General features: G+C 73.0%; 16 protein-coding genes. 9 read left to right on the forward strand and 7 right to left on the reverse strand.

Going from position 1 to position 13,175, the window contains the following annotated elements; translation table 11 throughout:
- Nucleotides 1-123: 123 nt before the first annotated feature.
- Nucleotides 124-921: a TrmH family RNA methyltransferase gene (locus tag AB0F89_RS11680; RefSeq protein WP_367135373.1), complete on the reverse strand. Its 798-nt coding sequence runs from the start codon at nucleotides 919-921 to the stop codon at nucleotides 124-126.
- Between the two features lie 12 nt (nucleotides 922-933).
- On the opposite strand from AB0F89_RS11680, the gene AB0F89_RS11685 reads away from it, so the two are divergent.
- From AB0F89_RS11685 to AB0F89_RS11695, 3 genes are read left to right on the forward strand one after another with little or no spacing between them, the layout of a single operon-like run.
- Entirely contained in the window at nucleotides 934-1,602 is a 669-nt protein-coding gene (locus AB0F89_RS11685) for a phosphotransferase (RefSeq protein WP_367135375.1), read from the forward strand.
- A 10-nt stretch (nucleotides 1,603-1,612) separates the two neighbouring features.
- On the forward strand, nucleotides 1,613-2,989 hold the full coding sequence (locus AB0F89_RS11690; protein ID WP_367135377.1) for a wax ester/triacylglycerol synthase family O-acyltransferase: 1,377 nt from the start codon (nucleotides 1,613-1,615) through the stop codon (nucleotides 2,987-2,989).
- Nucleotides 2,986-3,477, forward strand: a complete 492-nt coding sequence (locus AB0F89_RS11695) for a hypothetical protein (protein WP_367135379.1) — start codon at nucleotides 2,986-2,988, stop codon at nucleotides 3,475-3,477. Before AB0F89_RS11690 ends, AB0F89_RS11695 begins: the two co-directional genes overlap by 4 nt.
- Here AB0F89_RS11695 and AB0F89_RS11700 read toward each other — a convergent pair whose 3' ends face one another.
- The 3 genes from AB0F89_RS11700 to aroA all read right to left on the reverse strand — a co-directional run bounded on the left by AB0F89_RS11700 (nucleotide 3,478) and on the right by aroA (nucleotide 6,263).
- Nucleotides 3,478-3,846 (reverse strand): VOC family protein, encoded by a 369-nt coding sequence (locus tag AB0F89_RS11700; protein WP_367135381.1) that lies wholly within the window; start codon nucleotides 3,844-3,846, stop codon nucleotides 3,478-3,480. It lies immediately after the preceding gene.
- Nucleotides 3,847-3,985: 139 nt separating this feature from the next.
- On the reverse strand, nucleotides 3,986-4,996 hold the full coding sequence (gene rsgA / locus AB0F89_RS11705) for a ribosome small subunit-dependent GTPase A (protein WP_367138836.1): 1,011 nt from the start codon (nucleotides 4,994-4,996) through the stop codon (nucleotides 3,986-3,988).
- Nucleotide 4,997: 1 nt separating this feature from the next.
- Nucleotides 4,998-6,263, reverse strand: coding sequence for a 3-phosphoshikimate 1-carboxyvinyltransferase (aroA, locus tag AB0F89_RS11710; RefSeq protein WP_367135383.1), 1,266 nt, complete (start codon nucleotides 6,261-6,263; stop codon nucleotides 4,998-5,000).
- Between the two features lie 98 nt (nucleotides 6,264-6,361).
- On the opposite strand from aroA, the gene AB0F89_RS11715 reads away from it, so the two are divergent.
- Both AB0F89_RS11715 and AB0F89_RS11720 read left to right on the forward strand, forming a co-directional pair.
- Nucleotides 6,362-7,123, forward strand: coding sequence for an SOS response-associated peptidase (locus AB0F89_RS11715; RefSeq protein WP_367138838.1), 762 nt, complete (start codon nucleotides 6,362-6,364; stop codon nucleotides 7,121-7,123).
- The gene (locus AB0F89_RS11720) at nucleotides 7,120-7,734 is read left to right on the forward strand and encodes an alpha/beta family hydrolase (RefSeq protein ID WP_367135385.1); all 615 of its coding nucleotides are present in this window, start codon (nucleotides 7,120-7,122) and stop codon (nucleotides 7,732-7,734) included. Before AB0F89_RS11715 ends, AB0F89_RS11720 begins: the two co-directional genes overlap by 4 nt.
- Nucleotides 7,735-7,897: 163 nt before the next feature.
- Here AB0F89_RS11720 and ybaK read toward each other — a convergent pair whose 3' ends face one another.
- Entirely contained in the window at nucleotides 7,898-8,374 is a 477-nt protein-coding gene (ybaK, locus tag AB0F89_RS11725) for a Cys-tRNA(Pro) deacylase (protein ID WP_367135387.1), read from the reverse strand.
- A gap of 214 nt (nucleotides 8,375-8,588) precedes the next feature.
- Between ybaK and AB0F89_RS11730 the strand changes: the two genes are divergently transcribed.
- The 4 genes from AB0F89_RS11730 to AB0F89_RS11745 all read left to right on the forward strand — a co-directional run bounded on the left by AB0F89_RS11730 (nucleotide 8,589) and on the right by AB0F89_RS11745 (nucleotide 11,460).
- Nucleotides 8,589-9,212 (forward strand): sigma-70 family RNA polymerase sigma factor, encoded by a 624-nt coding sequence (locus tag AB0F89_RS11730; RefSeq protein ID WP_141980630.1) that lies wholly within the window; start codon nucleotides 8,589-8,591, stop codon nucleotides 9,210-9,212.
- The gene (gene rsrA / locus AB0F89_RS11735; RefSeq protein WP_367135389.1) at nucleotides 9,212-9,520 is read left to right on the forward strand and encodes a mycothiol system anti-sigma-R factor; all 309 of its coding nucleotides are present in this window, start codon (nucleotides 9,212-9,214) and stop codon (nucleotides 9,518-9,520) included. Before AB0F89_RS11730 ends, rsrA begins: the two co-directional genes overlap by 1 nt.
- 245 nt (nucleotides 9,521-9,765) lie before the next feature.
- Nucleotides 9,766-9,981, forward strand: a complete 216-nt coding sequence (locus AB0F89_RS11740; RefSeq protein ID WP_367135391.1) for a biotin/lipoyl-binding carrier protein — start codon at nucleotides 9,766-9,768, stop codon at nucleotides 9,979-9,981.
- Nucleotides 9,982-11,460, forward strand: coding sequence for a histidine kinase N-terminal domain-containing protein (locus tag AB0F89_RS11745; protein ID WP_367138840.1), 1,479 nt, complete (start codon nucleotides 9,982-9,984; stop codon nucleotides 11,458-11,460).
- A gap of 130 nt (nucleotides 11,461-11,590) precedes the next feature.
- On the opposite strand, the gene AB0F89_RS11750 is transcribed toward AB0F89_RS11745, so the two are convergent.
- Together AB0F89_RS11750 and AB0F89_RS11755 are read right to left on the reverse strand one after the other, a co-directional pair.
- On the reverse strand, nucleotides 11,591-11,845 hold the full coding sequence (locus AB0F89_RS11750; protein WP_015104912.1) for a WhiB family transcriptional regulator: 255 nt from the start codon (nucleotides 11,843-11,845) through the stop codon (nucleotides 11,591-11,593).
- Nucleotides 11,846-12,071: 226 nt separating this feature from the next.
- Nucleotides 12,072-13,016: a diacylglycerol kinase family protein gene (locus AB0F89_RS11755; protein ID WP_367135395.1), complete on the reverse strand. Its 945-nt coding sequence runs from the start codon at nucleotides 13,014-13,016 to the stop codon at nucleotides 12,072-12,074.
- Nucleotides 13,017-13,175: the final 159 nt, after the last annotated feature.

The raw sequence follows: 13,175 nt of genomic DNA on the forward strand, positions 1-13,175 counted from the left end.
CTGTGGTGAGCCACCGATCAGCCGGTTGGGCAGCGCGGGCGCCGGAGCGGCCCTCCGGCGCCCGCGCTGCGCCTCTCACGGCGGTCGGTTCACAGCGTCAGGGCTCGGCATCGGGGCTCGGCGTCAGGCCAACCCCCTGCGGACCACCTCGAAGCACAGCACGGCCGCCGCGCTCGCCACGTTCAGCGACTCCACCCCGCCCGCCATCGGGATCGACAGCCAGCCGGTCACCTGCGCCCGCACGTCGTCCGAGACCCCCGCCGTCTCGCTGCCCAGCACGAACGCCGCCCGCTTCGGCAGGTCGGCCGAGTACACCGACTCCCGCGCGCCGGCGTCCAGCGCGAACACCGGGTACCCGGCGGCGCGCAGCTCCGCCACCGCCTCCCCGGCCGTCGCGCACCGCAGCACCGGCGCCCGGAACGCCACCCCCGCCGAAGCCTTGACCACCATCGGGTCGATCGACGCGACCCCGCGCCGCGGCACCACGATCCCGTCCACCCCGGCCGCCGTGGCGGTGCGCAGGATCATCCCGACGTTGGCCGGCGTGGTGATCCCGTCGAGCACCAGCACGACCCGCGGCCGGTCCGGCAACGCGGCCGAGAGCGGTCGCATGCGCGGCGCGACGACGTCGGCCAGCACGCCCTGGTCCTGCTTGCCGTTCCCGGCCAGCACCTTGACCCGCTGCGCCGTCGCCCGCTGGACCGGGACGCCCCGGCGGCCGGCCGCGTCCAGGATCTCCCGGGCGGCCTGGCCGCGCGCCGTGTCGGCGAGCACGACCTTGTCGACCTCCAGCCGCGGGTCGTCCAGCGCTTCCAGCACGGGCTTGCGGCCGTACACGGTGACGAACTTGTCCTTGGGTGACACATCCACGGAGCAAGTGTCCTCTACCCGTTTGGGGCTTGCTTTCGAGCTGTCAACCATGATGATCGTCACATGGCAACGCGCGACGAGGCGCACCGCCTGCTGGCCAGCGGCCGGGAGGCGGACGTCTACCTGCGTCCCGACGGTCTGCTGGTCAAGCGCAGCCGCACGGGTCGCGACCTGGCGCCCGAGGCCGAGCTGATGCGCTACCTGCGCCGGCACGGCGTGCCGGTGCCCCGGGTGGCCGACGCCTCGGGCTCCGACCTGGTCATGGAGTACGTCCCCGGCCCGCGCATGTCGCAGGAGTTGGACGCCAAGCCGTGGCGGGCAGGTGGGCTCGGCCGCGAGCTGGCCGACCTGCACCGCAGGCTGGACGCCGTGCCCGCGCCGCCGTTCCTCAGCGGCGACGGCGGCCTGCTGCACCTCGACCTGCACCCCGGCAACGTGGTGATGGGCCCGGAGGGCGCGGTGGTGGTCGACTGGGGCAGCGCGAGCAAGGGCGACCGGAAGGTCGACGTCGCGCTGAGCTGGCTGGCGATCGCGGTGGCGCCGCTGCGGCCGTTCAAGCGGCTCGCCCGCTCCCGGCTGGTGCGCGGGTTCCTGTCCTCGGTCGACGTGTCGGTCCGGGTGGAGGCCAGGCGGGCCATGCCGGCCGCGGCGGCGATCAGGCTGGCCCGGCACGAGCGGGACGAGGCCGAGGTCAGCGCCGTGCGGCGGCTGGTGCGCGACTGCAGCGACTAGCCTGGACCGCATGCCCGACCGCCTGTCCGCGCTGGACGCCTCGTTCCTGTACCTGGAGGACTCCACGACGCCGATGCACGTCGGTGGGGTGGCGGTGTTCCGACGACCGCGCACGGGCTTCGACTACGACCGCCTGGTCGACCTGATCGAGCAGCGGCTGTCGCTGGTGCCCCGGTACCGGCAGAAGGTCGTGCACGTGCCGGGTCGGCTGGCCCGGCCGGTGTGGGTGGACGACGCGGACTTCGACGTCACCTACCACGTGCGGCGGTCGGCGTTGCCGAAGCCGGGCAGCGACCGGCAGCTGCACGACCTGGTGGCGCGGCTGATGTCCCGCCCGCTGGACCAGACCCGGCCGCTGTGGGAGGTCTACCTGGTCGAGGGGCTGGCCCGGAACCGGACCGCGGTCATCACCAAGACGCACCAGGCGATGGTGGACGGCATCGGCGCGCCGGAGATCGGGCAGGTGATGCTGGACGCCTCCGCCACGCCCCGGCCGCCGGTCGAGTCGCTGTGGATGCCGTCGCCCGCGCCGAGCGGGTTGCAGCTGGTGGCCGACGCGGTGGCGGAGACCGTGCAGCGGCCCGGCGAGCTGGTGGAGAACGTCCGCTCGGCGACCGCGGACACGGTGGCGACGGTGCGCAAGGTCGCCGGGGTGTTCGGCGGGCTGGCGTCGGCGGTGCGGACCGCCGCGACGCCCGCGCCCGGCAGCCCGCTGAACGTGCGGATCTCGCCGCAGCGGCGGTTCGCGGTGGGGCGCACCCGGTTGGACGTGCTGCGCGAGGTCCGGCGGGCGCACGGCGGCACGGTGAACGACGTCGTGCTCGCGGTGCTGTCCGGCGCGCTGCGGAACTGGCTGCTCTCGCGCGGCGAGATCGTCACGGCGGGCACCACGATCCGGGCGATGGCGCCCATGTCGGTGCGCGACGACGAGGCGCGGGTGTCGGCGTACCTGGTCGACCTGCCGGTGGGGGAGCCGAACCCGGTCGTGCGGCTGCACCACGTGTCGCACGCGATGCGCGCGCACCAGGAGTCCGGGCAGTCGGTGGCGGCGCAGACGCTGGTCAGGTTCTCCGGGTTCGCGCCGCCGACGCTGCACGCGCTGGGCGCGCGGGCCGCGTCGTCGTTCTCGCGGCGGCTGTTCAACGTCGTGGTGACGAACGTGCCGGGGCCCCAGGTGCCGCTGTACGCGGCGGGGGCGAGGATGATCGAGATGTTCCCGGTCGTGCCGCTGGCGAAGAACCAGGCGCTGTCGATCGGTGTGACGTCCTATGACGGTGGTGTGTACTTCGGCCTGAACGCCGACCGCGACGCGATGTCCGATGTGGACGTGCTGGCGGCGATGGTCGAGGAGTCGGTGGAGGAACTGATGGGAACGGTGTCCGCATGAGGGTGTACCTCCCGGCGACCGTCGCGATGTTGCGCGACCTGGTGGAGCACGGCGAGTTCGTCGCGGTGGGCGGGACGGGGTTCGCCCTGACGCCCGCGTTGCGCGAGTCCTACGCGACCGGCGACACGGAGGAGCTGGAGTACTCGGCCATGCTCGACGCCGCCCGCGGCTCGCTGCGGTTGATCGCGGGCGACGAGAAGGCCGTGCCGCGGCGGGCGGTGGTGTCGGCGGACGTGCCGGACGTGAAGCTGCGGCCGGACCTGGACTTCTCGGTGGTGAAGCTGTCCGGCCCGGTGCCGCTGCGGCTGGTCGCCGCGATCCACCTGGACACGCTGGAGGCCGAGGACGACGTGCGCGCGGCGGCGGACGTGATCGACGCGGCCGACCTGGGCGACCCGGACGCGGAGTTCGCGCTGGGCGGTGCGGAGGACCACGAGCTGGCCTGGTACGCGCCGCAGGAGCTGCCGTTCCTGCTGGAGCTGATGTAGCTACATGCCGGGGGCGGGCTGCCAGAGCTCGATGCGGTTGCCCTCGGGGTCGACGCACCAGCCGAACCGGCCGAACTCCGAGTCCTCGGTCTGCGGCAGCACCTCGACGCCCTGCCCGCGCAGCTCGGCCAGCAGCGCCGGCAGGTCGTCCACCCGCAGGTTCAGCATGGCCCGCTGACCGGGTTCGCCGAAGTAGTCGGTGTCGTCGGCGAACAGCGCGAAGGTCGTCGTCTCCGACTCCAGCCAGTGGAACGTGATCGCGCCGCCGGGGCTCATCGGCACCCCGAGGTGCCGGCGGTACCACTCGGCCATGCGCTCGGGGTTGCGGGCGCGCAGGAACACGCCGCCGATCCCAGTCACCTTCGCCACGGCTGCGCACCGTACTACCGCGCGCCACGGCCGGTGCACGCCGCCACCCGAGCCCCGGTCGTGCTCCTGAGCGTTGAACTCAGGGGTCCTGAACGTAGGACACGGTGGTCGCGAACGTAGGACACGCGCGGTCCGGGGGTCAGTCGTACTCCTCCAGCTTGGCGCGGGAGGCGAGGAGGCGGCGCAGGGAGGCGAGGCGGCCCGGGGACGCCTCGCCGGTGCGGACCAGCTCGTCCAGCATGCAGTCGGGGTCGTCCGGCTCGCCCAGGTGGCCGCAGCCGGACGGGCACTCCTCGGCCATCGCCTTCATGTCCGGGAACGCGCCGACGATGTCGTCCGGCGTGATGTGCGCCAGGCCGAACGACCGGATGCCCGGCGTGTCGACCGCCCACCCGCCCTCGGGCAGCGGCAGGGCGACGGTCTGGGTGGACGTGTGCCGCCCCTTGCCCACGCCGCTCACCACGCCCACCGCCCGGTGCGCGTCCGGCACCAGCTTGTTCACCAGCGTCGACTTGCCGACGCCCGAGTGCCCGATCAGCGCCGACAGCCGGTCCGCCAGCCGCGCGCGCAGCTCGGCCGGGTCCTGGTCGGACCGCGTCACCACCACCGGCAGGTCCAGCTCGGCGTACGCGGCCAGCAGCTCGTCCGGCGACGCCAGGTCCGACTTGGTCAGGCACAGCAGCGGCTCCAGGCCGCCCGCCCACGCCGCCACCAGGCAGCGGTCGATGAACCCGCGGCGCGGCTGCGGGTCGGCCAGCGCCGACACGATCACCAGCTGCTCGGCGTTGGCCACCACCACCCGCTCGAACGGGTCGGTGTCGTCGGCCGTCCGCCGCAGCACGCTGCGCCGCTCCTCGACCCGCACGATCCGGGCCAGCGTGTCCGCCTGCCCGGAGGTGTCGCCGACCAGGCCCACCTGGTCGCCGACGACGACCGGCGTGCGGCCGAGCTCCCGCGCCCGCATGGCGACGACCAACCGCTCCGGGTCGTCGCCCACCGCGCACGTCCACCGCCCGCGGTCCACCCCGACGACCATGGCGGGCACCGCGTCCGCGTGCTCGGGACGGCGCTTGCTGCGCGGCCGGGTCCCCTTGCCCGGCCGCACCCGCACGTCCGACTCGTCCAGCTTCCGCCAGTCGCCGCGGGCCACGTCAGCGCGCACCCAGCATCGACGCCCACATCCCCGGGAAGTCCGGGATCGTCTTGGACGTCGACCCGATGTCGTCGACCGACACGCCTGCGACCACCAGGCCGATGATCGCGCCCGCGGTGGCCATCCGGTGGTCGGCGTAGGCGCGCCACACCTCGCCGCGCAACGGCCGCGGCGTGATGACCAGGCCGTCCTCGGTCTCCTCCGCCGCGCCGCCCAGCCGGTTGATCTCGGTGGCGAGCGCGGTGATCCGGTCCGTCTCGTGGCCGCGGATGTGCGCGACGCCGCGGATGCGGGTCGGGCCGTCGGCCAGGGCCGCCAGCGCCGCGACCGTCGGCGTCAGCTCGCTCTCGTCCCGCAGGTCGACGTCGACCCCGGTCAGCCGGTCCGGGCCGCGCAGCACCAGACCCGCTTCGGTCAGCTCCACCGCGCACCCCATCCGCTCGAACAGCCCGCGCACCGCGCCGCCCGGCTGGGTGGTCCGCGAGGGCCAGCCCGGGATGGTCACCTCGCCACCGGTGACGGCCGCCGCCGCCAGGAACGGCGTCGCGTTGGACAGGTCCGGCTCCACGTGCCGGTCCTGACCGGTGATGGCGCCCGGCTCGACCCGCCACACGTCCGGCGTCGAGCCGTCCACCGCGACACCGGCCTCGCGCAGCATGGCCAGCGTCATCTCGATGTGCGGCAGCGACGGCACCGGCTTGCCCGAGTGCCGCACGGTCACGCCGCTCTCGAACCGCGCGCCCGACAGCAGCAGCCCGGACACGAACTGGGACGACGCCGACGCGTCGATGGTGACCTCGCCGCCGGGCACGCCGCCCTTGCCGTGCAGCGTGAACGGCAGCGCGTCGCCCTCCAGGTCGGCGCCGAGGCCGCGCAGCGCGTCCAGGATCGTGGCCATCGGCCGGTTGCGCGCGTGCGGGTCGCCGTCGAACGTCACGTCGCCGACCGCGAGCGCCGCGGCGGGCGGCAGGAACCGCATCACGGTGCCCGCGAGCCCGCAGTCGACCTGCGCCGGCCCCCGCAGCGCGCCGGGCGTGACCAGCCACGACCCGTCCGGCCCGTCGGCCACGTCGACGCCGAGCGACCGCAGCGCGGCGACCATCAGGGTGGTGTCGCGGCTGCGCAGCGGCGCGTGCAGGGTGGACGGGCGGTCGGCCAGCGCGGCCAGCACCAGTGCCCGGTTGGTGATCGACTTGGAGCCGGGGACGGGTACCGTCGCGTGGACCGGGCCGTCGGCGGTGGGAGCGGACCACTGCTGAGTCATGGCCTGATGATTCCGCATCGGGTGGTCGACAGCTCGCACCGGGCTTTCCCACGTGCGACGATGGCGTGCCCGAGGGTGACCCTGGAGAGGTGATCGGTGTGTGCGGCAGGTACGCGTCCACCAAGAACCCCGCGCTGCTCGCGGCGGAGTTCGACGCGGTCGACGGCACCGAGGGCGGCGCGCCCGGCCCGGACTACAACGTCGCGCCGACCAAGCAGGTGCTCGCCGTCGTGGAGCGGCACCCGCGCGACGACGAGGGCAACCCCGACCCGGACACCACCGAGCGCAGCGTCCGGACGATGCGCTGGGGCCTGGTGCCGCACTGGGCGAAGGACCTGTCCGGCGCCGCGAAGATGATCAACGCGCGGGCGGAGAGCGTGCTGGAGAAGCCCGCCTACCGCGACTCGGCAGCCAAGCGCCGGTGCATCGTCCCGGCCGCGGGCTGGTACGAGTGGCAGCCCGGCGAGGGCCGCAAGCAGCCGTACTTCATCAACCCCGGCGACGGCTCCAGCCTCGCCCTGGCCGGCATCTGGTCGGTGTGGTGGCAGCAGGAGGGCGACGAGCGCAAGCCGGTCATCACCTGCGCGGTGCTCACCACCGACGCGATCGGCGAGATGGCCTCGGTGCACCACCGGATGCCGCTGGTGCTGCCGCGGGACCGCTGGGCGGCCTGGCTCGACCCGGACGACGCCGACCCGAAGGACCTGCTGGCGCCCGACCTCGACCTGGTGAACGCGCTGGAGCTGCGGCCGGTGTCGATGAAGGTCAACAGCATCAAGAACAACGACCCGTCGCTGATGGACGCGGTCGCGCTGGGGGAGTCCGAGAAACCGGAGCCCACCTTGTTCGAGCTGACATGACGTCCCGGCTGGTCGACACGCCCCACGGACCCGCGCGGGCCGAGCTGCACTGCGCGCCGGAGGGGCGGGCCGCGCTGCTGCTCGGGCACGGCGCCGGCGGCGGGATCACCGCACCGGACCTGGTCGCGGCCGCTCGGGCGGCGGTGGGCGTCGGCGTGCACGTGGCGCTGGTCGAGCAGCCGTACCGGGTGGCGGGCCGCCGCGCGCCCGCGCCCGCCAAGCAGCTGGACGCGGCGTGGCTCGCGGTGGCCGACGAGCTGGGCACGAGCTGGTTCGACGACGTGCCGCTGGTGTTCGGCGGCCGGTCGTCCGGCGCGCGGGTGGCGTGCCGGACGTCGGTGGAGGGCCAGGCGGTGGCGGTGCTGTGCCTGGCGTTCCCGGTGCACCCGCCGGGCAAGCCGGAGAAGTCGCGGACGGCGGAGCTGGCCGGCGTCGAGGTCGCCACCCTGGTCGTGCAGGGCGAGAACGACCCGTTCGGCCGGCCGGAGTCGGCGCACCACCGGGAGGTCGTGCTGCTGCCCGGCGACCACAACCTGAAGGCGGACGTGGCCGCGGTCGGCCGGGCCGTCGGCGAGTGGCTGGACCGCGTGCTGCGACCGCTGGAGGTCTGACCACGCCGGAACCGGCGGTCCGACCGGGCCCGGTCCGGAGTCCGACCAGGCCCGGGACCGGCGGTCAGGTCAGGCCCGGTCCGGCGGTCTGAGCGGGCCGGAACCCGGCGGTCCGACCGGGCCCGGGATCGGCGGTCAGGTCAGGCCGGGGCCGGGGTTCCGGTCAGGCCGAGATCGGCGCGACCACCGCCTGGGTCAGCCGGACCAGGTCGGCCGGCGCGATCTCGACCTCCAGCCCGCGCCGCCCGGCCGAGCAGTAGACGGTCGCGAAGCCCTCGGCCGAGGCGTCCAGCGCGACCGGCAGCCGCTTCTTCTGCCCCAGCGGCGAGATGCCTCCCGCCACGTACCCGGTGGCCCGCTCGGCCGCCGCCACGTCGGCCATCTTCGCCTTCTTCCCGCCGACGGCGGCGGCCAGCGCCTTCAGGTCCAGCTGCCCGGTGACCGGGACCACGCCGACGGCCAGCCTGCCGTCCACGTCCGCGACCAGCGTCTTGAACACCCGTTCGGGTGGGATTCCCAACGCCTCGGCCGCCTCCAACCCGTACGAGTCGTGGCGGGGGTCGTGCTCGTACGCGTGCAGCGCGTAGGCCACCTTCTGCTTGTCCAGCAACGCGGTGGCGGGCGTCCCACGTCCGGCCATGATCGCGCACGATAACGCAGGGAATGCCCGGCGGGGCCGTCGCGTTGGTGCCAACGTGGCTACCGAGGTGATGGATCAGCAGGTCGGCAGGCAGGTCAGAGCTCGCCCGCCGCGTGGCTCGGCTCACTGCCGTCCAGGCGACCGCCGCGTATCCTCGACTGCGTCCCAGACAGTACCGGCCACCGCGCTGACCAGCCGGTGGGAAGGGAGCGCGGTGCCAGCCACGCGAACGCAGGACACGCCGACTGACGAGACGACGGCCGAGCGCGCAGCCAGGTTCGAGCGCGACGCGATGCCGATGCTCGACCAGTTGTACTCGGCGGCCCTGCGGATGACCCGCAACCCCGCCGACGCCGAGGACCTGGTCCAGGAGACCTACCTGAAGGCGTACGCGGCTTTCGCGTCCTTCTCCCAGGGCACGAACCTCAAGGCCTGGCTGTACCGCATCCTCACCAACACCTACATCAACGGCTACCGCAAGAAGCAGCGCCAGCCGATCCAGCAGCCGACGGACGAGATCACCGACTGGCAGCTGGCCCAGGCGGAGAGCCACACGTCGACCGGGCTGCGGTCGGCCGAGGTCGAGGCGATGGACCGGCTGCCGGACTCAGACGTCAAGGAAGCCTTGCAGCGACTGCCCGAGGAGTTCCGGATCGCGGTCTACCTCGCGGACGTGGAGGGCTTCGCCTACAAGGAGATCGCAGACATCATGGGCACCCCCATCGGCACCGTGATGTCCCGGTTGCACCGGGGCCGCAGGCAGCTTCGCGACCAGCTGGCGGACACCGCCCGCGAGCGCGGCATCATCCGCGACGGTCACCAGGAGGTGGCGGGCTGATGAGCTGCGGCGAACCGCACGAGACGGACTGCTCCGAGGTGCTGGCCGAGGTCTACCTCTTCCTCGACCACGAGTGCGACGAGAAGCGCCAGAACCTCCTCCAGACCCACTTGGAGGAGTGCCACCCGTGCCTCGAGCAGTACGGCATCGAGGAGCACCTGAAGGCGCTGCTGGCGCGCAAGTGCGGCGGCGAGCTCGCGCCGGAGGAGCTGCGGCGGCGGGTGCGCGCCCGGCTCTACGAGGTGAGCGACGAGGCGACGCTGACGGTCGAGGTCGACATCCGCACGACCGAGACGTCCGGTAGCTGACGACGGGAAGGCGAAGGCCCCGGGGCGGTTGCCCCGGGGCCTTCGCGCACCGTGACGCTCGGTCAGGCGTTGGGGCGCTTCCCGTGGTTGGCGCCGCCCTTCTTGCGGTCGCGGCGCTTGCGGGCACGCTTCGACATGGGGTTCTCCTAGTGCTCGAACTACCTCACGACAGTGTGTCACGCGCTCGACCGGCCACCGCACCTGCCCCGATCGTGGTTGGATGAACCCCGGACCGAGGGAGGACCATGGCCGAGGAAATCCGGGCCGAGATCGTGGCGAACGTGGCCCAGATCGCCGTCAAGGAGGGCGACGAGGTCACGCACGAGACCACCGTCGTGGTGCTGGAGAGCATGAAGATGGAGATCCCGGTCCTGCCCGAGGGCGCGGGCAGGATCACCCGCATCGCCGTGTCCACCGGTGACGTGGTCCAGGAGGGCGACCTCATCGCGGTGGTGGAGTAGCTGTCCACGCTCACCGACCTCCTGGCGGAGCACACCAAGTTCTCCGGCGGCGCCGTCGACCACCTGCAGCTGGTGGTGGCCGAGTGGCAGCTGCTGTCGGACCTCAGCTTCGCCGACTTCCTGATGTGGGTGCCGCTGGACGACACCACGTTCCTGTGCGTCGCCCAGGCCCGGCCGACGACCGCGCCGACGGCGCACCCCGAGGACGTCGTCGGCAGCACGGTCGACGTCGAGGAGCACCCCCAGCTGCGCCGGGCGATGGCCGAGGCCCGGATCTGCCGCGAGGAGGACCCGCGCTGGCACCTGGGCGTGCCGGTCCGGCGCGAGGCGATCCCGGTGAAGCGGGACGCCGAGGTCATCGCGGTGCTCAGCCGCAACACCAACCTGGCCGTGCCGCGGGTGCCGAGCCCGCTGGAGATCTCCTACCTGGGCAGCGCGGCCGACCTGTGCCAGATGATCTCGGACGGGACGTTCCCGACCACCGAGCCGTCGCCGGACGTGCACACCAGCCCGCGCGTCGGTGACGGCCTGATCCGGCTGGACGCCTCGGGCGCGGTGGTGTTCGCGAGCCCCAACGCGCTGAGCGCCTACCACCGCATGGGGCACGCGTCCGACCTGGTCGGGGTGCACCTGGCCCCGCTGACCAGGTCCCTGATCGGCGACCCGTTCGACGCCACCGAGGTCGCGCAGCGCATCCGGGCGGCCCTGGACGGCCAGCCGGGCATGCGCATCGAGGCCGAGTCGCGCCGGGGCGCCGCGGTGCTGTTCCGCGCGCTGCCGCTGCGGCCGAGGGGCAGCGCGGCGGGCGCGCTGGTGCTGTGCCGGGACGTGACCGAGGTCCGCCGCCGCGACCGCGCCCTGATGTCGAAGGACGCGACGATCCGCGAGATCCACCACCGGGTGAAGAACAACCTCCAGACCGTGGCCGCGCTGCTGCGCCTGCAGAGCAGGCGGACCAGCAGCGAGGAGGCGCGCGAGGCGCTGGCCGAGTCGGTGCGCCGGGTCACGTCGATCGCGCTGGTGCACGAGACGCTGTCCATGTCGGTGGACGAGCGGGTCGACCTGGACGACGTGGTGGACAAGGTCATCCCGATGATGTCGGACGTGGCCGCCACCGAGTCGCAGGTGGTGGTGCGCCGCGAGGGGCCGTTCGGGATCGTGCAGGCGGAGCTGGCGACGCCGCTGGTGATGGTGCTGACCGAACTCGTGCAGAACGCGTTCGAGCACGCGTACGCGGCGGGCCAGCGCGGCGAGGTCGTGGTGCACGCCGAGCGCTCGGCGAAGTGGCTGGACGTGGTGATCTCGGACGACGGCCGCGGCCTGCCGCAGGGCTTCTCGCTGGAGCGCACCGACCGGCTCGGCCTGCAGATCGTCAGGACGCTGGTGGAGTCCGAACTCAGGGGCTCGTTGAGCTTGCGGAGGCGGCCCCGAGGCGGTACAGAGGCGGTCCTGCGCGTACCGCTCCGGGCGCGGCGTTAGACTGCTCCCGTGCACACGTGACGACCTGCCTCAGCGGGGTCACGTGGTCATGCGGGAGGGTGTGCAACACAAGCGAAAGGCCCGACACCTGGCACGGTGTCGGGCCTTTCGTGTGCTCGCGGTGTGGCACTCAGGCGTTGCTGCGGGCCCGGGTGCGGGCGTTGCGGCGCTTGAGGGCGCGACGCTCGTCTTCGCTCATCCCGCCCCACACGCCGGCGTCCTGGCCGCTCTCGAGCGCCCACGCGAGGCAGTCGGAGACGACGGGGCAGCGGCGGCAGACGGTCTTCGCCTCGGCGATCTGCAGGAGCGCAGGACCGCTGTTCCCCACGGGGAAGAACAGCTCGGGGTCCTCGTCGCGGCAGATCGCGCGGTGGCGCCAGTCCATTGGAACTACTCCTCAGCTAGGCGCGCGTGAAGGCGCGCCACTCGTCAGCGGTCGGTTTTGGGGTGCTTGTGAATGCTTTCACGAACGGCGGGGATGTCAAGGGTTTAGCACCAACCCGGTGAGTGAACTCACCCGAAAGATCGACTGAGTTCATCCGCCGTTTCACGCTCTGGCATCACAGCAGGTCACAACATCGCGGATCGGTACCGAGCCGGTCACGCACCGATCACACAGCGACCGTGAGCGCCCCTCGCACTCCGGTGAACTCCACTTCGGTGCACGCGCCGAGCAGGTCTCCGTCGACCTGGAGGTTGACGGGTTGCGGGCTCGTCACCCGGACGTACTCGACGTCGTCGCGCCGGAGCAGGTTCCCCCCTTTGGGGTTCCCATCCGTGGCCAAGAGATGCGCGACATAGCGAAGAACTGTCGGCAATCCCATCCCGTGCAGCGCGAACAGGCCCAATCCGCCGTCGAACGACGTGCTCGGGTTCAACCGGATCGCCTTGTCGCCGAGGTAGGTCCACGGGTCGGTGTTCGAGATGAACGCCAGCCGCACGTCCTCGAACTGCGGTTCGTCCGGGATCTGCACGGTGAGCGCCGGTGGCTGCTTGCGCTGGGTGAAGTAGCTGGTCAGCGCCGTGCGCGCGTAGAGGGTCGGCGAGGCTTGGCGGCCCCTGGCGCGCTGCTGCTCGACGCCCTCGACCACGTCGGCGTCCCAGCCGACGCCCGCGTTGAAGGTGAACCAGCGGTCGTGGTCCAGGCCCGCGCCGGTGGCGGCGACGTGCCCGAGGCTGACCCGGCGGCTGGTGCCGTGCTCGATCGCCTGCAGCAGGCGGTAGGTGGCCTCGACCGGGTCGCGGGGCAGGCCGAGGGCTCCCGCGAACACGTTCGCGGACCCGCCGGGCACCACGCCCAGCATCGGCAGGCCGGGCTGCGCGCCGCCGCGCAGCACGCCGTTGACCACCTCGTTGACCGTGCCGTCGCCGCCGTGGGCCACGACCAGGTCGTACCCGTCCACGACGGCCTGCGCGGCGGCGTTCGCCGCGTGGCCGCGGTAGTCCGTCTCGACGACGTCGAGCTTCACGTCGCTGGCCAGTGCGTGCGCGAGCACGTCCCGACCGGCAGGCGTGGTTGCCGTTGCCTGCGGGTTGACCACCAGAAGTGCGCGCACTCCTGAAGGGTAGGACAGCGCGTGACCTCGGACAGGTTGCGTGTCACCCGGTAGGAGGGGCATTCGCGCACGAAAGTGGCCGACGTCTCCTTTCCGTGTCGCGATCCCGTGGATCCGCGTCGTCCTGCGCCTCGCGACAAGTGCACCCCGGCCCGACCG

This window comes from Saccharothrix sp. HUAS TT1 (assembly GCF_040744945.1).
Lineage (GTDB): Bacteria > Actinomycetota > Actinomycetes > Mycobacteriales > Pseudonocardiaceae > Actinosynnema.

Excerpts from the sequence above, each read along its gene's own strand:
- ybaK (WP_367135387.1), bottom strand. The coding sequence starts at position 8,374 with ATGGCCGGACGTGGGACGCCCGCCACCGCGTTGCTGGACAAGCAGAAG.
- aroA (WP_367135383.1), bottom strand. The coding sequence starts at position 6,263 with ATGACTCAGCAGTGGTCCGCTCCCACCGCCGACGGCCCGGTCCACGCG.
- AB0F89_RS11695 (WP_367135379.1), top strand. The coding sequence starts at position 2,986 with ATGAGGGTGTACCTCCCGGCGACCGTCGCGATGTTGCGCGACCTGGTG.
- AB0F89_RS11680 (WP_367135373.1), bottom strand. The coding sequence starts at position 921 with ATGGTTGACAGCTCGAAAGCAAGCCCCAAACGGGTAGAGGACACTTGC.
- AB0F89_RS11690 (WP_367135377.1), top strand. The coding sequence starts at position 1,613 with ATGCCCGACCGCCTGTCCGCGCTGGACGCCTCGTTCCTGTACCTGGAG.
- rsrA (WP_367135389.1), top strand. The coding sequence starts at position 9,212 with ATGAGCTGCGGCGAACCGCACGAGACGGACTGCTCCGAGGTGCTGGCC.
- AB0F89_RS11740 (WP_367135391.1), top strand. The coding sequence starts at position 9,766 with ATGGCCGAGGAAATCCGGGCCGAGATCGTGGCGAACGTGGCCCAGATC.
- AB0F89_RS11750 (WP_015104912.1), bottom strand. The coding sequence starts at position 11,845 with ATGGACTGGCGCCACCGCGCGATCTGCCGCGACGAGGACCCCGAGCTG.
- AB0F89_RS11685 (WP_367135375.1), top strand. The coding sequence starts at position 934 with ATGGCAACGCGCGACGAGGCGCACCGCCTGCTGGCCAGCGGCCGGGAG.
- AB0F89_RS11720 (WP_367135385.1), top strand. The coding sequence starts at position 7,120 with ATGACGTCCCGGCTGGTCGACACGCCCCACGGACCCGCGCGGGCCGAG.